Below are 18,937 nucleotides of genomic sequence, written 5' to 3' on the forward strand. Positions count from 1 at the left end.
GAGCCTACTCGAATCGATTCGAGCACTCCACGGGCGGCGTGGCTTCCCGGAGCGCCGGGCAGGCCGAGCGTCAGGCCGCGAGGCGCGCCTCGAGCGCGGCGAGCGATGCGCGCAGGGCCGGCGCCTCGAGGGCGTCGCCGTCGGCGGCGGCGTGCGCGGCGGCGAACGCCTGGACCTGGCGGTGCAGCTCGACGCGGGTCCCGCCGCGGGCGACGACCGCGAGCCGCTCGGCGAGGCGCACGCCGGCGCGGACGACGAGCGGCTGCTCCATCGCGTACGAGCGCAGCGCGAGGAACACGTCGGCCAGCAGCTCGCCCGCTCGGGGCCACGGGACGACCAGGCGGACGACTCCGTCGGCGTCGGAGTAGCGGCCGCGCGCCTCCGGCCGGCCGCAGAGGTCGACGAGCGCGCTGGTCAGGGCCTCGACGGCGCCGACCGCGGTGTACGGGTCGTTGGTGCCGGTCGCGAGCCCGCGGACTCCGATCTCGACCACCTGCTGGACGGCGTAGCGGAGGTCCTGGTGCGGGGTGCGCGCGTCGGCGACGACGACCGCGGCGACCGCCTCCTCCTGGGCGACGGACCCCTCCAGGACCTCGAGCACCGGGTCGCCGACGAGGACGTGGTCGCCGGGCAGCGCGAGCACCCGGAGCCGCGTGTCGCCGCGACGGGCCAGGGCGACCAGCCGCTCGACCTCGAGCTGCTCGACGTAGCCCCCGCGCACCGCACACAGCACGACCGGCTCGCGCCCCGCCGGCGGCAGGGCCTCCTCCGCGAGCAGGGCCTCCTCCGCGTCCACCGGCTCCTCACCGTCCTCCGGATGCAGTCGCTCGATCACGTCGACGAGCTCGCCGAGCACCCGCTGCTGCAGCGTCGTCACCTGCACCGACAGCGCGATGTGGTGGATGAAGTAGACGAGCACCGCGACGTCGCCCACCGCGAGCAGCACCGAGAACGAGACGGCCACCACCGGCACGAACGTCAGCGACGCGTCCTCCTCGGTGTGCACCGCGCGCAGCACGATCAGCGAGTACAGGAACGTGGACGTGAGCACCGCCAGGACGACCTGGTTGCCGCGGTCGGCCATGAAGTTGCGGACCAGCCGGGGCCCGTAGGCGGAGGACGTGGTCGCCAGCACCGAGATCGTGATCGAGAACGAGGTCGCGGCGACGCCCAGCATCGTCCCGCCGATCGCCGAGAGGATCGCCCGGCCGCCGGTCGGCGACAGGTCCTCGATCAGGGGGATGTCGCTGACGCCGGCGCGGACCAGCAGATGGTCGACCTCGACCAGCCCGAGCGCCAGCCCGACGGCGAGGACGCCGAACAGGGCCGGGAGGAACCAGAAGGATTCGCGGAGGTGGAGGAGCCGGGAGCGCATCCTCGAAGGCTAGAGCGGCGCCTCCTCGCGGGCTGCGCCGCCGCGGAGGCTTGCGCGCCGGGCCGGGACGTGCCGCGGTGCCTGCCGCCAAGGCGACGTCGCGTCAGGGCCGTCCGCACTGCGGGGGCGTCGTCGCGACGGACGCCGGACGCACCGGAGGCGCCGACCCCCGGGGATCGGCGCCTCCGCAGGGCGTCAGGTGACGTTGATGAGCGTGCGCTGCCAGCCGGAGGAGCCGTCGGGCGCGACCGGCGCGCGGTCCTCGATCTGGACCATGCCGTTCTTGTCGACCGCGCGGACCGCGACGTAGTGCGAGCCGGGCTGGGCGTCCCAGTCGACGAACCACTGCACCCAGGTGTCGAGGTTGACCGGGGTCGAGAGCGTCGCCTCCTGCCAGTCGCCGTTGTCGATGCTCACCTCGACCTTCTCGATGCCGATGCTCTGCGCCCAGGCGACGCCCGCGATCTTGAGAGCGCCCGAGGTGACGGGGACGCCGATCCGCGGGGTGTCGATCCGCGAGGACATCTTGATGGGGGCCTCGGCGGAGTAGCCGCGCGGGGTCCAGTAGGCCTGGTCGGCCTCGAAGGTGGTGACCTTGAGCTCGGTGAGCCACTTGGTGGCCGAGACGTAGCCGTAGAGGCCGGGCACGATCATCCGCACCGGGAAGCCGTGCTCGAACGGGAGGGGCTCGCCGTTCATGCCGACGGCGAGGATCGCGTCGAGGTTCTCGTCCGTGACCGCGGTGATCGGGGTGGACGCCGTGTAGCCGTCGCTGCTGGTGGAGAGGAGCATGTCGGCTCCGCTCTGCACGCCGGCCATCTTCAGCACGTCGCGCAGGGGGACGCCGAGCCACTTGGCGTTGCCGACGAGGTTGCCGCCGACCTGGTTCGAGACGCAGGTGAGGGTGATGCCGTACTCGTCGAGGCCCATGTCGAAGATCTGCTGGAGGTTCAGCGTCACCTCGCGGTCGACCATGCCGGTGATCTTCAGCGACCAGGCCGACGGGTCCAGGTTGGGCACGGTGAGGGCGGTGTCGACGCGGTAGAAGTCGGCGTTCGGCGTGTAGAGCGGGGTGATGCCCTCGATGTCGAGCTCGGCGCCCGCGGGGACCGAGACGGTGCTGCGCGGGGACGGCAGGCGCAGGGCGTCGCGGACGCCGGCGAGGGAGGAGGTCGCCGCGTTGACCAGGCGGGCGCCGGTGCCGACGACGGCCGCGCCGACGGCGGAGATCAGCGCGATGCGGAAGAAGCCGCGGCGCTCGAGGGCGCCCGGACGGGCCTCGGAGGATGTTCCCCTGGCCTCCGAGGCCCGGGCCGCACGCCAGCCGCGCAGGCGCGTGAAGAGGAGGTGCATGACGACGACGGCGACGACGAGTCCGACCAGCGTGGGCACCGCGGCGAGCGGCGACGCTCCGGTGCGGGTCACGATGGCGGCGATCGAGAGGCCGCCGGCGATCACGAGCAGCACCTGGCCGAGCGGCGGGCGGACCAGCTGGAGCACTCCGGCGATCGCGGCGGCGACGACGACCGCGGCGCCCACGCTGCCGAGCAGGAAGGTCTTGTCGTTCTCGCCGAACGTCTCGATCGCGAACTCCTTGAGCGGGCGCGGGACGATGTCGACGATGAAGGCGCCGAGCGCGAGCACGGGGCTCGCGGTGCGGGCGACCGCGAGGGCGATGAGCTCGGCGACGGCGAGGAGGACTCCGCCCGTGACGATGCCCGCGAGGGCGGCGAGCAGGAAGTAGAGAGCTCGATGCTCGCGCACGGGTGCCGCTGTCTGGTTCATGGAGGAGAGTTTTCTCCCGCGACCTGCCGTTTCCCAGGGTGTCCCTGGTTTGGTCGTGTAGGCGCCTTTTTCATAACGAACAGGTAACGCACAGCGGCGGCATCTCGACGGGATCACCTCTCGCTCGGCCCGCTGCCGGGCCTCACCGCGCGCGACGCCCCCGCCGGAGGACCGCCGCGTTCGCGGTGACGATGAGGGCGATGCCGATCCATCCGGCCGCGCCGACGTCCTGCCCGAGCACGACCGCGCCGATGAGGGCGGCCAGGACGGGGTTGGCGCTCATGAGCGTCCCGAACACGCTCGCCGGGAGCCTCCGGAGCGCGATCACGTCGGCCACGAACGGGACGGCCGTCGCCAGGACGCCGGCGCCGACCGCCAGGAGCACGGTGCCCGCGTCGGGGCGCGTCGAGACGAGCGTCCAGACGGCGACGGGCAGGAAGACGGCGGCGGAGATCCCGGTCGCCGTGGCGGTCCCCTGCGCTCCGGGCAGACGGAGTCCGATGATCCGGTTGAGCAGGATGTACGCGGCCCAGCAGCACGCGGCCGCGAGACCGAGCGCGATCCCCACCTGGTCGGACGATGGCCTCGGCCCGGCGATCGCGACGACGCCTGCTCCGGCGACGAGGGCGCAGAGCGCGCTGGTCCTGCTCCGGGAGCCGAGGAGCGCGACCGCCAGCGGCCCGCAGAACTCCAGGGTCACCGCCAGCCCCAGCCCGATGCGGTCGATGGCCGCGTAGAGCGTGAGGTTCATCGCTCCGAACACCACGGCGAGGAGCAGGACGGGCCACCACTGCGCGCGGGTCAGGTCGCGGATCCGCGGCCGGACGACCGGGAGGAGGATCAGCGCGGCGACGATCTGCCGGACGGCGACCACTCCGACGGATCCCAGGACCGGGAAGGCCAGAGTACCGGAGGCCGCCCCGAGCTGATTCGAGAGGGCGCTCGCGAGGGCGGTCGCGACGCCGACGGTCCGGCCGTCGCCGGGGAGCTGCTTCGTCATGCCGGAAGTCTGCGAGCCGTCCGGCCCCGGCTCACAATGCGTCATCGGCCCGATCGATGCGGGAACCGCATGAATAGGATTCGGTCATGGAACTGGAACTGCGCCACCTCCGGTCGTTCGTCGGCGTCGTGGATGCCGGGACCTTCACCGACGCGGGGATCGACCTCGGCATCTCCCAGACGGCGGTCTCTCGCAACGTCGCGGCGCTCGAGTCCGTCCTCGGACGAAGGCTCCTCCACCGGACGACCCGCAGCGTCGAGCTCGCGCCGGCGGGCGAGCGGGTGCTGCGGCACGCCCGCCGCGTCCTGGCCGTCGTCGACGACCTTCGCGAGGAGGCGGCGGCCGGGACGGACACGATCCGGATCGGGTACGCCTGGTCGGCTCTCGGCGAGCACACCCAGGAGTTCCAGCGCCGCTGGGCCGCGGCGCTCCCCCGCCACGAGCTGCAGCTGATCCGCTCCAACACCCCCACCGCGGGGCTCGCCGAGGGCTTCAGCGATCTGGCGATCCTCCGGCGCGGATCCCCGGCTGCGGACGTCGAGTCGGCTCTGATCGGCACCGAGAAGCGCTACTGCGCGCTGTCCGTCGACGACCCGCTCGCCGCGAAGCGTACGGTCACCCTCGCCCAGGTGGCGACCGCTCCGCTGGCGCTCGACGACCGGACCGGGAGCACCCGGCTCGACCTCTGGCCCGAGCACGACCGGCCGCGGATCACCGTCCCGACGACCGACGTCGACGACTGGCTCACGGTGATCAGCAGCGGCTCCGCCCGCGGAGTGACCGCGGAATCGACGGTGAGCCAGTACCGACGGCAGGGCCTCGCCTACCGGGTCGTCCGCGACGCCCCGCCGGTCCCCGTGCACGCCGCGTGGATCCGGAGCGACCCGCCGCCCGTCCTGGGCGACGTCATCGGGCTGCTCCAGGGCCTCTACCGCACCTCCGACTGACGACGACGGCCGCCGGGGGCGATCCCCGGCGGCCGTCGTCGTCACGTCACTTGCAGGTGAGAGCGGAGTACGCGGCCTGCTTCGTGGTGGTCACCGATGCTCCGTCCACGGTCGCCGTCGCGGTCACCGTCGCCGAGCCCGCGGCCACCGAGGCGGCGCGGGTGGTGAAGGCGTGCGAGGCGCTCGACCCGGGAGCGATCCCGGTGAACGCCTTCGAGCCCCAGGCGGAGCCGAGGGTGATCGCCGCCGGGACCTTCGCGTCGTTCCGAGCGGAGACCGTCACCACGACCTTGCCCGCCACGCAGCGGCTGGTGGCCGTCACGGTGGTCGGCACCGTCGCCGCGGAGGCGCGGACGATGGAGAGGCGGTAGGTCGCTGTCGTCGTGTGGTCCTGCGCCGACGACTCGACGACCACGCTCGTCGTCCCCGAGGCCGCGAGCGGCACGGTGCGGCGGACGGTGTCGTCGATCAGCACGCCGTCGACCTTCACCAGGCCGCTGGGCACGGCCGGGTCCAGGTCGAGCGAGACGCTCGTCGTACCGGCCGGCACCGTGAGCGTGTGGTCCCTGACCCCGGCGGCGAGAGCCGGCGAGAGCGTCCCGACGTCGGAGGAGAGCTTCGTCAGCTCCGGGTCCGCAGCGTAGGTGGTCGACTCGGTCGTGTAGACCCCGAAGACACCGCCGACGTAGCTGGATCCGGTGCCCTGGAAGCGCACCGTGACGACGGGGATCTTCTGCCCCTTCGCGTCGAGCACGTACTTCCCGCTCTGGTCGCGCTTGTAGCTGTCCTTCGCGGCGAGACCGCTGAGGATCGACGCCGGGATCCGGTCGTACTGGACGTACCAGCTCGTCGCTCCGGCCGCTCCCGAGACCACCTCGGTCTTGAGCTTCACGTCGTTGAGGTAGACGTCGAAGGTGCGTCCCGCGTCGCCGCCGTAGTAGCGGACCCCGAGGTAGTTCGCCGGCAGAGCCGGGTCGACGATCATGTCGTACTGGAAGTACGCCTCCGCCGAGCGCTCGCCGTCGCGGTACCCCTCGCCGCGCCAGGTCCCCACCGAGGACCGCGCGGTCTTGTAGTTCTTGTCGGCCTCGCTGTTGTTGTTGTCGAAGGAGGTGAGGGAGTCGATCGTCGTCTCGTCGACGCGCAGCTGCTCCTTCTGCGTCCGGATCAGCTCCTGGGCCGCGGCCGAGTCGGGCTCGATCAGGGTCATGTAGGTCGCGTAGCGGGCGTTGTAGAGGCTGTAGTACGGAGTGAACACCCGGGCGGCGGACGCGGCGTCGACGTTCTTCATGCCGAAGCGCATCGTCGTGCGGCCGTTGCCGTCCGCGCCGTCGGGCAGGCGGACCAGGTTGCCGCGGACCGCGGACTTCCAGGCCGCGGAGTCCGCGACGACGACGTTCGAGTTCACGGACTTGTCGGCCGTGCCCATGCGCACCAGGACGCCGGCGACGTAGGACGCCTCGACGTTCGAGCGGTTGAGCTCGGTCGCCAGCAGCACCGGTCCGTAGCGGAACGCGGTCCAGTCGGGGTTCTCCGTGTCCGCGACCGCGCTGACCGCGGCGGGCAGCTTCCAGGTCAGCACGTCACCGGCGGCGACGGCGACCGAGACGTATCCGGCCTGGGCCGTGACGGCACGGACGGCACCGTTCACGGTGAGCGTCGGCGCTCCGTCGATCCAGGACGGCACGCGCAGCTTGAGGGTCGTGTCCGCGGCCACGGCTCCTCCGGCCAGCGCTTCGACCCTCAGGGTCGCCGTGTCCGTGCTCGGGATGTCCGCCGTCTGGGTCAGCCGGAGGTTGTTCGCGGAGGAGCGGAGGACCGAGGAGCGGAACTGGTTCACGAAGACGGTCTTCGGCTTCTCGAAGTAGATCGAGTCGCCGAGCTTGGTGAAGCTCTCGATACCCGAGCCGTGGTCGCACCAGAACTCGTCGAGCTCGTGCCCGAAGACCTTGGCGTAGCCCGCGGTCTGCGGCTGGAAGTAGGTCACCATGCCGGTGTCCGGGTTCTGCACCGAGAGGACGCCGTTGATGAACGTCTCCTCGTAGAAGTCGGCGTACTTCACGTCCTCGGTCACCTGGAACAGCGCCCGGGTGAGCTTGAGCATGTTGTAGATGTTGCAGCCCTCGGAGGTCGAGTTCTCGCCGTAGCCGGTGGTCTGGCCGTTCGTGGCGTACTCGTACAGGGTGCCGGGGGCGTGGAAGTGCTCGGACTGGCTGTTGCCGCCGTTGGCGTAGGTGTGGGTCTCGTCGACCATGCGCCAGAAGTTCTCGGCGGCACGGCGGTACATGTCGAGATCCGACTTCTCCGCGGCGGTGAGCGTGGCGTAGAGCGCCGGGTCGTCGGTGAAGACGCGGTAGCGCTTCAGCGCGCCGATCAGCTTCGGGACGGTCGTGTTCGCGTGCAGCCCGTTGAGGACGTCCTCGTTGTTCGCGAGCTTCTGGAACAGCGCGGTCTCGTCGAAGTACTCGGCCGCGCGCTTGTGGGCCGGGTCGTGCGTGGTCTCGTACAGGCGGTAGAGCGCCTCGTTCATTCCGCCGTACTCCGTGTTCAGGAGCTGCCCGGGGTTGGCCTGGCGGCCCGCCCAGGCGGTGATCCAGCTGCCGAAGCCGCCGGCGACGGTGAGCGCCTTCTGCGAGACGGCGTCGGGCGCCTGGTCGTGGGCGTCGAGGAGGCCTGCGAGCACCTTGTGCAGGTTGTAGAAGGGGACGAGCAGGCCGTCGCCGCCCGAGGGGAGGTAGCGGGTCGGGAACGGCGAGACGTAGCCGGCGTTCGCGGGGTCCTTCAGCGCGTAGGCGTCCTGGACCTTCTTCAGACCGTCGACGGAAGCGGTGAGCTTCGCGAGCAGAGCCGCCTTGGTGGCCGCGTCCTCCTCGGTCGCGTAGGCCTGCGAGAGCGCCGAGAGGTAATGGCCGAAGAAGTGGCCCTGGAACCGGGTGCCGTTCTCGCGCTCCCAACCCCCGTATCCGCCGCTGGTGGTCGGCGTGAGCCCGGCCTCGCGGTAGAAGGAGTAGAGGAACATCTCGGGGTCGAGGCTCAGCAGGTACTCGACGGTCTGCTGCTCCCCGTTCTCGAGGTAGGGGTCCTGCACGGAGACGTCGGAAAGGCCGGCCTCCAGAAGGTAGTTCGACGTCTTCACTCCCCGGGGCTGCACCTGGAGAGTGTAGGTCTTCGTGACCGCGGTGCTGCCCCCGTAGGTGGCGGAGCCGGTGAGGACGACCTGCGTCGCGGAGCCGGTGGGCGGCGTGACCGCGGCCGTGCCTCCGCTGATCGCGACGGTCGCCGGGTCGGAGGAGGTCCAGCTGAGGGCGGACCCCTTCGCGCCGACGGTGGGCAGGGTGAAGCCGGTGCTGGTGCTCGCGGGCGGGGCGACCAGCTCGAGGTCGGCCCGGGCGATGCTCGCGGGGTCGAAGGAGGGGTTGCCGGCCTTCGTCAGGGCGACGACGTCGGTGGTGGTCGCGACGCCGTTGTAGAGCGCGTAGTCGTCGAGCAGGCCGCGCAGGTGCGCGCCGTTGTACTGGGGGCCGTTGAAGCCGAGGGTCTTCGTCGAGGTGCTCTCGGAGCCGAGGACGCCGGATGCGGAGGAGGACGGCGCGGTCTTGACGACGGCGGTCTGCTTCACCCCGTTGCGGTAGAAGGCGGCGGCCTTGGTGCTCTTGTCGTACGTGGCGACCACGTGCGTCCACTCCCCCGCGGGGAAGAAGCCGGAGCGGGCGGTCTCGACGGCGACCTTGTACGGCTGACCGCCGGACGGGCCGATCGAGAGGGCGAGCGGAGTGCCGTCGCCCTCGGAGGTGAGGTACCAGCCGTCGGAGTTGTAGGCGGTCTTGTTCCAGGTGAAGACCTGCTCACCGGTCATCGCGCTGGTCGGCTTGTACCAGAACGAGACGGTGAGGTCGGCGGGCTGCAGCGCCGCCGCAGTGCCGAGCGAGATCGCGTTCGATCCGGTGAACTCGAACGCCCGGCCGTTCAGGCCGGTGCTGTAGGAGGCGGTGCCCTTCTGCATCCCGAGGGCGGTACCACGACCGCTGGTGTCGGCGAGCGACCCGTCGAACGGGAGCTCGAGCACCTTCGCGGCGTCGAGCGAGGTGGTGGGGGCGGCCTGAGCCGTGGGGCCGACCGACAGGAGACCCGCCGTCAGCGCCATCACCGCCACGGTGGCCAGGGGGAGTCGTCGTCGCATTCGTGAGGCCTCTCGTCGTTGAGAAATCCGGCCCAGGGGGGCGGGCCGCCTCGAATGTTACCGTTAACAACTGTTTTCGGTGAGGTTTCGGTGAGAGGACTGACAGGGTCCTCGGGTGCTCAGCGGCGCCGGTCCAGAGCCGCCCGGAGGTACGGAGCGGTGCGGCTGCCTGCGGCCTCGGCGACCTCCTCCGGAGTGCCCGTCGCGACCACCGAGCCGCCGGCCCGGCCCGCTCCCGGGCCGAGGTCCACGACCCAGTCCGCGTCGGCGACGACGCGCATGTCGTGCTCGACGACGATCACCGTGTTGCCCGCGTCGACCAGGTGCTGCAGGTGCTCGAGCAGGCGGTCGGCGTCGGCGGGGTGCAGGCCCGACGTCGGCTCGTCGAGCAGGTAGAGCGTGTCCCCGCGCTGGGCGCGACGCAGCTCCGAGGCGAGCTTCACCCGCTGCGCCTCTCCCCCGGACAGCTCGGGCGCCGGCTGGCCGAGCGAGACGTAGCCGAGCCCCACGTCCACCAGCGCGTCGAGGTGGCGGGCGACCTCGCGGTCCTCGGCGAAGGCCTCGCGCGCATCGGCGACGCTCAGCGCGAGGACGTCGGCGATCGTCCGGCCGCCCAGGGTGACCTCGAGGGTCTCGTCGTTGTACCGGGTGCCGCCGCACGCCGTGCAGGGCGCCTCGACGGTCGGGAGGAACAGCAGCTCCACCTCCACGGAGCCCTCGCCCTTGCAGACGGGGCAGCGCCCGCTGGGCAGGTTGAAGGAGAAGCGGCTCGCCGAGAAGCGGCGGCGCTTCGCCTCCGGTGTGGCCGCGAAGAGCGTCCGCACCCGGTCGAACAGGCCCGTGTAGGTCGCGACGTTCGAGCGCGAGGTCCGGCCGATCGGGGTCTGGGTCACCTGCACCACCCGGCGCAGGCGGTCCGCGGGCCCGGAGGCGGTGCCGCGGGTCGCCGCCGCAGCCGCGTCGAGCAGCGGGTCCGCCTCCCCGCCCTCCTCGGCCGGCGCGTCCTCGGCGACGTCGGCGCGGAGCGAGGCGCCCAGCAGATCGGGCAGCGCCTGGTTCACGAGCGTCGACTTGCCCGATCCGGAGACGCCGGTGACCGCGGTGAGCACCCCGACCGGGAACGCGACGGAGAGGTCGTCGAGGGTGTGCCGCGAGACGCCGGCGAGCTCGATCCACTGCTCCGCGGTGCGGCGGGAGCGCAGCGGCGCCGGGTCGCCCTCGGGGAAGAGGTAGCGGCGGGTGACGGAGTCGCGGGCGCCCGGCAGGCCGTCGAGCGGGCCGGAGTAGACGACGGTGCCGCCCCCCGACCCCGCGCCCGGGCCGATGTCGACGATCCAGTCGGCCTCGCGGATGACGTCGAGGGAGTGCTCGACGAAGAAGACGGTGTTGCCGGTCGCCCGCAGGGTCCGCAGGATGCCGAGCAGCGCCTCCGTGTCGGCGGGGTGCAGGCCCGTGGACGGCTCGTCGAGCACGAAGACGACGCCGAAGAGGCGCGAGAGCACCTGCGTCGCGAGGCGCATCCGCTGGAGCTCCCCCGAGGAGAGTGTCGGCGTGGAGCGGTCGAGCGAGAGGTGGCCGAGGCCCAGGTCGACGATCGGCGCGAGGCGGGCGACGAGGTCCTCGACCAGCCGCTGCGCGGCCAGGCGGGTCTGCGGAGCGTCGTCGGCCGGGGTCCAGCCGGGCTCCAGCACGCGCCGCGCGACGACGACCAGCTCCTCGAGCGGGAGCGCCGACAGCTCGGTGATGTCGAGCCCCTCGAAGGTGACGGCGAGCGCGTCGGGCTTCAGCCTCAGGCCGCCGCACACCGGGCAGGCGACGCTGACGACGAACGAGGCCGCGCGCTCGCGCATCCGGGCGCTCTTCGAGCCGGCGAAGGTGTCGAGCACGTAGCGGCGCACCCCGAGGAACGTGCTCATGTAGCGCGGCTCGTCCCCGGCGGCCACGGAGGCGCGCACCTCCGCGGGCGAGCGGTCGGTCCACACGGGAACCTGCGGGGAGTCAGGAGTGTGCAGGATCCAGTCGCGGTCCTCCGCGGGCAGGTCGCGCCACGGAGCGTCGATGTCGTGTCCGAGCGAGATCAGGCTGTCGCGCAGCTGCTTGCCGTGCCAGGCGGTCGGCCAGGCGGCGAGCGCCCCGTCGCGGATCGAGAGGGAGTCGTCCGGCACCATCAGCTCGTCGGGGACGTCGTAGACCCGGCCGATGCCGTGGCAGCTGGGGCACGCGCCCTGCACGGTGTTGGCCGAGAAGTCCTCTGCGAGCAGCATCGGCGCGCCCTCGGGGTAGGCGCCGATGCGCGAGAACACCATCCGCACCACGCTCGAGAGCGTCGTCGCACTGCCGACCGTGGAGCGGGCCGAGCCTCCGGAGCGCCGCTGCGGGAGGGCGACGGCCGGCGGCAGGCCCTCGATCGAGTCGACGTCCGGCACGCCGACCTGGTCGATCAGCCGCCGCGCGTAGGGGGCGACCGACTCGAAGTAGCGGCGCTGCGCCTCCGCGTAGAGCGTGCCGAAGGCGAGCGAGCTCTTGCCCGATCCCGAGACCCCCGTGAAGGCGACGAGGGCGTCGCGCGGCACGTCGACGTCGATGCTCCGGAGGTTGTTCTCGCGGGCGCCGCGCACGCGGACGTGGTCGAGGGGGTCGGTGGTTCCAGGCGCGCTCATCCGTACAGCCTGCCGTGCCGGGATGTGGGGCGGCCGCCGCGGAGCTCCGAGGCGCTCGACGCCGAGACGGCCCGCTCCCGGCCGAGGCACCGCGGTGGGGCGGTGTCTCGGCGGGGGCGGGCCGTCTCGGCGTCAGCGGCGCGCGTGCGTCAGCAGGTGCGCGCCGGGTAGGCCGCGGTCAGGGCGCCCGCGGTGAGCGAGGCGGCCGGGACCGAGGCCTGACGGGTGGTGAAGGCGGCCGAGGCGCTGGCGCCGGGGGCGGCGGTCAGCGTCTGCGAGGCGCCGAACGGCGAGCGGATGACGACCGAGAGGGGCGTCGTGCCCGTGTTCTTCACCACTCCGGTGAGGACGACCTTGCCCGCGACGCAGCGGGTGGACGCGGTGAGCGTCGAGGTCGGTGCCGTCACCACCACGGTCGCGGTGACCGTGATGGCCGTGGAGCTCGAGAGCCGACGGTCGGCGGCGTCGTAGGCCGTCGATCCGTTCGCGCCCACCCACTGGTTGTCGTTCGCACCGATCGTGCGGACGACTCCGGTGACGGAGTAGCGGCCGGGCGCCGTCGCCACCGCGGAGGTGTTCCAGGTGACCGGCTGCGAGGCGGTGCCCCGGTTGTAGGCGAGCACGACGTCGGCGCGGGCGGGCAGAGCCGCCGCGGCGTCGGTGCCGGAGGCGACCGTCACCTCGCCGAGGTCCGAGCGGACCGCGGAGGCGGCGTCGGCCGAGCGGACCTCGGCGTACTGCCCCGCGGTCAGCGAGACGATGCCGCCGTGCTTGGTCGACGAGGCGAGCGAGAAGCCCGGGTCGGTGAGCTGGGTCCAGCCCGTGTCGAGGTCGTTCGTCACCATCGGCTTGTAGCCGGTCGCGGGGATCACGTCGACGTACAGGTACCAGGTGTCCTCGCCGTGGTCCTTGAACACCGCGGGGCCCTCGACCCCACCGGGGTTGCCGCCGGACCACACCGCGCCGATGCGCGACTGGATCTGCGTCCACGAGGTCGTCGGCAGCCACCAGGTCGCCGAGGTGGTCGACTCCATGTAGATGCCCTTGCCGGTGCCGTTGTCCTTCGAGATCCGGTAGGTCGTGCCGGAGTCCTGGATCAGCGTGGTGTCGATCGTGTCGGCCCCGGTGTCGATGAAGGTGCCGCCGTACGAGTAGGTGGCCTGCGTGAAGTCCGTGGTCGCTCCCCAGAGCACGCGGGAGGATCCGGTGCCCGGCGTGTGCGCCGCGGTCGGGTAGACCGTCGAGGACCAGTAGACGACGAACGCGCCCTTGCCGGGTCCCGCGTAGTCCGGCACCCACGTGGCCTCGGGAGCCCACATCATGCCGGCCTCGAGCTTCTTCGTCCCCGCGGCGTCGAGCGCCACGTCGAACTGGCGGACGTCGCTCCACGACACGAGGTCGCTCGACTCCCAGACGTTCATCTTCGTGCTGCCCTTGGTGGTCCAGTAGCACCAGGTGTCGCAGGTGCTGGGGCCCCGGTCGCCGCCGAAGACGCGGAGGTCCGTGGCGATGATGTAGTACTTCTTCGTGTCGGGGTTGTATGTCAGGTACGGGTCGCGGACACCGGTGGTGCCGAGGTCGGAGGCCAGGATCGGCTTCGCGCCGTTGAGCGGGTCCCACTTCTCCGGGTCGTCGCCGCGGGAGACGTCGAGGTAGATCTTCTCGGCGTAGCCCTGGGAGTCCTCGACGAAGTGGACCATCAGGTAGCCGTAGGGGGTGTCGACGCCGACCTGCGGCTCGACCGTCACGGCGATCGAGCGGGTCTGCACGATTCCGCGGATCGACGCCGTCGCGGTGAGCGACGAGGTGCGCGCGGCCTGGCCCACGGCGGGGCGGTCGGCGCTGAGGGTGCGGCCGTCGGCCGAGACGCGCAGGGTCGGGTCGCTGGAGGACCAGGTCACCGCTCCCCCGTAGTCGGGCAGGTTCGTGGTCGAGTCGTCGACGGTGAGCGGGGCGACCCCGGCCAGCACGGCGGCGGCGATCGGGGAGAACGTGGAGGCGTGAGGCTTCGCGTCGACGCTCGACACGGCCACCACCTCCGCCCCGGTGAGCGCGCGGTCGTAGACGCGGAACGCCGAGACCTCGCCCGTGTAGAACGGGTCTGGGTACGGTGCTCGGCCGATCGTGTTCAGCGACTGGTCCGCCACCGACGAGGGGCGCAGAGCGGTGGGCGCCGAGGCGACCTGGACGCCGTCGACGAAGAACGAGATCGTGCCGGCGCTGCCGTCGATCACCGAGGTGAGGCTGTACCAGCGGTCGGCGGTCAGGGCGGAGGCGCTGCGGGCGTTGTTCTCGCCGTTCCCTCCGCTGGTCGTGATCGCGGTGCGCACCCGGTCGCGGACGGACGCGAACCAGTACTGGTTCGTGCTGTCGCTGCCGATGTTCCACAGGAAGTGGAAGTTCGAGAGCATCGACGCGTCGGCGCGGGTCTCGATCGTGACGGTGGCCGACGAGCGACCGGTCAGCAGGTTCGCGGGCAGCTGCACCCAGGGGGCGGTGGTGCTGCTCTTGGGGCCGCCGGTGAGGCGGAGCGACGTGCCGGTCCAGAGCGCGTCGGTCGCATTGCGGACGGTGGCGGCTCCCACGCCTCCGCTCACGGTGTTCGGGACCGTGCTGCCGGTGGTCTGCGTGAACCGGTAGTCGGCGAGGAGGCCCTGCTGCGGGATCACGGCATCGGCCGCCTGCGCGGCCGGAGCCGGGGCGACGAGGCCCGCGAGCAGCACTGCTCCGAGGCCGAGCGCGGCGAGCGCTGCGCGCAGCGGCGCTCGCCGCGCGGGTGTGGTGGTGGGGGGCATGGTGCTCCTTCAGTGGAGTGGTGCGGTTCAGGGAGGGGGAGAGGATCTCGGGGTGCCGAGCCCTGCTGGGTCGAGCAGCGCCGTCAGGGGCGTGTCGGAGCCTGTGTGCGGAGCACGAAGGGCTCGATACGCCGCCGGGCGGCTGCTCGACCGGCAGGGAGGGGCAGCTGCTCGACCGGCACGAGGGATCAGCCGCCGGGGTTCGTGTCGGTGTACCCGGTGGTCGGGGCGGTGGTGCCGAGTGCCGCGAGGGTGGGCGCCTTCCGCATCACGACGGGGTTGCCCGGGCTGTCGCGACCATGGAGCAGTCGCCGTCGTGGAACTCGATCGCGGGGTCGGCGGTGTCCGGCGCGATCGGGTCGGTGGAGGTCGGCTTGTCGAGGGCGACGGCCGGGGAGGCGGCGGTGAAGGGCAGCGGAGCCACCGCGGCGAGGAGGATCAGCAGCCCGGCCGTGTGGCGGCGCCGGAGCCCCGCGGATCGGGGGAGCTCGGCGTCGACGGGCGTCGATGCGGTCGTCATCGTGACTCCATCGTCAGGGGCGGCGTGGGGCCCGGAGGCGCACCGTGAGCGGCGCGCCCCCGGGGGCGGGGGGGGCTGCGGAGAGGCGCCGGAGGGCGCCAACAGGAGAGGCCCGGTGGACCTCGGAGAAGAACTCGCCGTGACTCGCAGGATCCGGCGCGACCTCCACCTCGAGGCCTCCGACGCCGCCAGCTGCACGGTTTGTTCACGGTAACAGGGCGTCTGCGCAAACTCAACGGCCCCCGTGAGCGGGGGTGGCATCACTTCACGGCGCCTGCGGTCCGCGCGGTCGCTCTCGTCACGGAGGAAGGATCCGCGGCGCCCCGTGGAACGGCGCAGGCGACGTGGGCCGGATCGGACGTTCGTCGTGAGTCGTGATCAGCACCGCCGTCCCGAGCCGCCGTCCTCTTTCTTCCACCGCCGCTCGCGCCTCCGCCGCCGCTGTCAAGAGGGGAGAGACGGTCCGCGCCCCTCGCCTAGGGTGCCGGGATGCCCCGCACCCGGACGTCCCGCGCCGCCCTCGCCTGGCGGGAGGCGGTCACCGGCTCGCGCCTCATGCTCGCTCTCAAGACGGCGCTGGCGGTCGGCATCGCCTGGGCCGTCGCGCCGCTCGCTCCCGGAGTCGCGGAGCAGTACCCGTACTACGCGCCGCTCGGCGCCCTCGTCAGCATGTACCCGACCTTGATGGGCTCGGTCCGCACCGGACTGCAGACCCTGCTCGGGCTCGCGGCGGGGATCGGCCTCGCCGCCCTCGTGGTCGTCACCGTCGGACCGACCTGGTGGACGATCCCGCTCGTCGTCGGGATCGGCGTGGTCCTCTCGGGGACGGGGTGGTTCGGCGCGGGCCGCGAGTACGTGCCGATGGCGGCCCTCTTCGTGCTCATCATCGGCGGGGCCGACGCCGAGGACTACTCCCTCGGCTACCTCGTGCAGATGGCGGTGGGCGTGGTGGTGGGGCTGCTGGTGAACGTGGTCGTCGCCCCCGGGCTCACCGTCGAGGCGGCGTCCGCCCGGGTCGACGCGTTCCAGCGCGAGCTCGCGGAGCACCTGCGCCAGCTGGCCGCCGCGCTCGAGGAGACGTGGCCGCCCGAGCACGAGGCGTGGGCGCGCAACGGCGAGGAGCTGGCCCGGACGGCGGAGGAGGTCCGCGCGGCCCTCGCGGACGCGGACGAGAGCCGCAAGGGCAACCCGCGCGCACTGCTGCACCGGCGCGACTCCCGACCCGACCACCTCCGCCTCGAGACGCTCGACGCGATCCTCTTCCACGTCCGCGATCTGAGCGGCGCCCTCGCGGACACCATCTGGGAGCGGCCGGGCGCGCTCCCGTTCGATCCGGCGCTCGGCCCGCCGCTGAGCGAGGCCTGCCGGGCGGTCGCTGACGCGATCGACCGCGACGACCGGGGCTCTCCCGCGACCCACCGGGCGATCGGAGGCGCGGCCCGTGCGATCCGGCACCTCGTGCAGGTCGTCGACGAGCGGACCGCCGCGACCTCCCGGACCCTCGGTCCCGGTGTCCTCGCGGCCATGCACCTCCGCCGCGTCCTGGTGCGCCTGCAGCACGACGGCGCGGAGCCGCAGGAGGAGTGAGGTCTGGCGCCTCCCGCCCCATACTGATATGGTGATGGGACATCAGGAGGACGGGGACGACGTGGAGCGGACGGTGACGACGACGAGCCTCCGTGGTCGCACGCCTGAGCGGGTGACCACGGAGGCTCGTCTGGCCTTCGGGCAGGCGCTACTCGCAGACGAAGAAGGCGACCTCCACGTAGCCCATCGTCTGCGAACGGGTGTCGACGTCGGAGTTCTCGACGGTCACGCCGGACGCGGCGAAGCTGCTGCCTCCTGCGCCCGTCGACGCGTTGGCCGCGTAGGAGCCGCCACCCCGCACCCACAGGGAGGTGCCGCCGCCGGCACCGCCGAAGTAGCCGCCGCCGCCACCACCGGACGCATAGGTCACCTGGCGGCTCGCGTTCGTCCTCGCTGCGCCGGCACCGCCGTCGCGCCCGGAGCCCGGGCTGCCGAGAACCGTCTCGGTCACGTTGACCGTCGTCACACCGGGCTGCCCCGGCCCGGTCTGGCTTCCGCCGGTGCTCGGGGCCTGCTCCGTGGAGCCGGTGCTGCTGTCCGCGCGCGAGACGGCGCTGTCGTAGCCGGAGCCGCCGACGGGACCGCCGGACCCCGCGTTCGGCCCGACGCGGGCGGACCGGGTGAAGTCGTTCGAGGTGAAGCCGGCTGCGCTACCGCCGCCGCCGCCCGCGATGACGAGCAGGGAGCCCGCGGCGGTGATCCCGCTGGCCCCGCCCCCTCCTCCGGAGCCGATGTAGCCCGGAGTGCCCGGAGCCCCGCCGTTGCCGAGCCCCCGGCCGCCGGCCTGGTTGCTGCCGCCCGAGCCCGCGGTGATGACGATCTCGGACGCTCCGCCGAGCGCGTCGACGGGGATGGTGCCCGTCACCCGCGCACCGGCGCTGGTGACGTCCGACCCGGTGCGGACGCCGCCGCCGTCTCCGCCGACCGCCGTGAAGCGGACCCACTGGGTTCCCGCGGGCACGGGGATCGTCCGGGCCGCGAGCGCGGTGGTCGAGGTGGCGTCGATGCGCTGCGCGTCCTGCAGGGCGCACTGGGGGGCGGTCGAGGCCGACGCCATCGGAGCGGCGATCGAGGCGGCCACAACAGGAATCGCCCATGCGGCGCCCTTCACCACGGTTCGGCGCTGGGTCAGACGATCGGGGGCGCCGCTCGGCGTGCTGGTGTCTTCGTTCTGCATCGGAGTCCTTCTGTCATCGTGCACCCCTGGGTATCGGGGGCAGAGTCGGGTGAGAGGCGCGGGAGGATGCCCGTGCCGCTCCGACAGAGTCGCCTGCTCCGCGACGGGGCACGCCGCTCGAGGCCGCTCTGGCGCGAACCTGCCCTGAGGCGGCGCGCCGCGCCTCCCGCGCCTCATCCTCAGCAGCTTCTCCGCACCGCCGACCAGTCGTGCACGACGTCGCAGATGCCCCGTCGGACTCGCCGATACGGACCCTCCGAGCGGGCGGCCCGACTCGCGAGCACCCTGGACCGAGCGGCCCGGAGAGCCCGCGACGGGCGAGCGCAGCACCCGACGTCAGTCCGGCGCCGGCCCGCGACGGCCGAACGGGCAGCCCGGCGTCAACCCGGCGTCACGCCCCGACGGCCGAACGGCCAGCCCGGCATCAGCCCGGCGTCAGCCCGGCGTCAGCCCGCGTCGGCGAGCAGCGCCTCGCGGTCGAGCCGCTTCGCGTAGCAGCGCTCGGCTCGTCGCCCCAGTAGCCGTAGCCCGCGATCGGGTCGTAGCCGGCGCTCGCGTAGAGCGCCATCGCCTCCGGCTGCTCCGTGCCGGTGACCAGTCGGAGCAGCTCCACGCCCTCGCGGGCCGCCAGCCGCTCGACGCCGGCGAGCAGCACGCGGCTGAGCCCGCGGCCCCGCGCGGCGCTCACCACGAACATCCGCTTGATCTCGCCGATGCCGTCCTCGACCGCGAGCGCCACGCAGCCGACGAGCCCGCCGTCGACCTCGAGCAGCAGGGTCGGAGCGTCGGCGGGCGGACGCGGACCGGTGTCGTCGCCGCCGTAGCGGGCGAGGAGGTCGGCCTCCTGCAGGGCGAAGAGGTCCGTGGCTGCCGGGTCTCCGGCCGTGGTCTCGATCAGGCGGTGCACGGCA

General features: G+C 72.7%; 11 protein-coding genes. 2 read left to right on the forward strand and 9 right to left on the reverse strand.

Going from position 1 to position 18,937, the window contains the following annotated elements:
* Positions 1–70: 70 nt before the first annotated feature.
* The 3 genes from C5C30_RS07010 to C5C30_RS07020 all read right to left on the reverse strand — a co-directional run bounded on the left by C5C30_RS07010 (position 71) and on the right by C5C30_RS07020 (position 4,160).
* On the reverse strand, positions 71–1,375 hold the full coding sequence (locus C5C30_RS07010; protein ID WP_104260644.1) for a DUF2254 domain-containing protein: 1,305 nt from the start codon (positions 1,373–1,375) through the stop codon (positions 71–73).
* Positions 1,376–1,570: 195 nt separating this feature from the next.
* The gene (locus tag C5C30_RS07015) at positions 1,571–3,160 is read right to left on the reverse strand and encodes a molybdopterin-dependent oxidoreductase (RefSeq protein WP_104226578.1); all 1,590 of its coding nucleotides are present in this window, start codon (positions 3,158–3,160) and stop codon (positions 1,571–1,573) included.
* 142 nt (positions 3,161–3,302) lie between these two features.
* Positions 3,303–4,160 (reverse strand): DMT family transporter, encoded by an 858-nt coding sequence (locus C5C30_RS07020; protein ID WP_104269307.1) that lies wholly within the window; start codon positions 4,158–4,160, stop codon positions 3,303–3,305.
* Positions 4,161–4,246: 86 nt separating this feature from the next.
* Between C5C30_RS07020 and C5C30_RS07025 the strand changes: the two genes are divergently transcribed.
* Complete coding sequence (locus C5C30_RS07025; protein WP_104333425.1) at positions 4,247–5,107, forward strand: LysR family transcriptional regulator; 861 nt, start codon at positions 4,247–4,249, stop codon at positions 5,105–5,107.
* Positions 5,108–5,153: 46 nt separating this feature from the next.
* Here C5C30_RS07025 and C5C30_RS07030 read toward each other — a convergent pair whose 3' ends face one another.
* The 4 genes from C5C30_RS07030 to C5C30_RS07045 all read right to left on the reverse strand — a co-directional run bounded on the left by C5C30_RS07030 (position 5,154) and on the right by C5C30_RS07045 (position 15,262).
* Positions 5,154–9,287: a beta-L-arabinofuranosidase domain-containing protein gene (locus tag C5C30_RS07030; RefSeq protein WP_104333426.1), complete on the reverse strand. Its 4,134-nt coding sequence runs from the start codon at positions 9,285–9,287 to the stop codon at positions 5,154–5,156.
* A gap of 119 nt (positions 9,288–9,406) precedes the next feature.
* Positions 9,407–11,947: an excinuclease ABC subunit UvrA gene (locus tag C5C30_RS07035; RefSeq protein WP_104333427.1), complete on the reverse strand. Its 2,541-nt coding sequence runs from the start codon at positions 11,945–11,947 to the stop codon at positions 9,407–9,409.
* A gap of 149 nt (positions 11,948–12,096) precedes the next feature.
* Positions 12,097–14,742, reverse strand: a complete 2,646-nt coding sequence (locus C5C30_RS07040) for a LamG-like jellyroll fold domain-containing protein (protein ID WP_104333428.1) — start codon at positions 14,740–14,742, stop codon at positions 12,097–12,099.
* A 268-nt stretch (positions 14,743–15,010) separates the two neighbouring features.
* On the reverse strand, positions 15,011–15,262 hold the full coding sequence (locus C5C30_RS07045; protein ID WP_104269303.1) for a hypothetical protein: 252 nt from the start codon (positions 15,260–15,262) through the stop codon (positions 15,011–15,013).
* 489 nt (positions 15,263–15,751) lie between these two features.
* On the opposite strand from C5C30_RS07045, the gene C5C30_RS07050 reads away from it, so the two are divergent.
* A complete protein-coding gene (locus C5C30_RS07050) occupies positions 15,752–16,849 on the forward strand; it encodes an aromatic acid exporter family protein (RefSeq protein ID WP_104222427.1) in 1,098 nt (365 codons plus the stop codon).
* Positions 16,850–16,997: 148 nt separating this feature from the next.
* Here the strand turns inward: C5C30_RS07050 and C5C30_RS07055 are convergent, their stop codons facing one another.
* Entirely contained in the window at positions 16,998–18,026 is a 1,029-nt protein-coding gene (locus tag C5C30_RS07055) for a hypothetical protein (protein WP_146081493.1), read from the reverse strand.
* A gap of 424 nt (positions 18,027–18,450) precedes the next feature.
* On the reverse strand, positions 18,451–18,933 hold the full coding sequence (locus C5C30_RS07060; protein WP_104333429.1) for a GNAT family N-acetyltransferase: 483 nt from the start codon (positions 18,931–18,933) through the stop codon (positions 18,451–18,453).
* Between the last annotated feature and the right edge of the window lie 4 nt (positions 18,934–18,937).

This window comes from Rathayibacter sp. AY2B5 (assembly GCF_002931645.1).
Lineage (GTDB): Bacteria > Actinomycetota > Actinomycetes > Actinomycetales > Microbacteriaceae > Rathayibacter.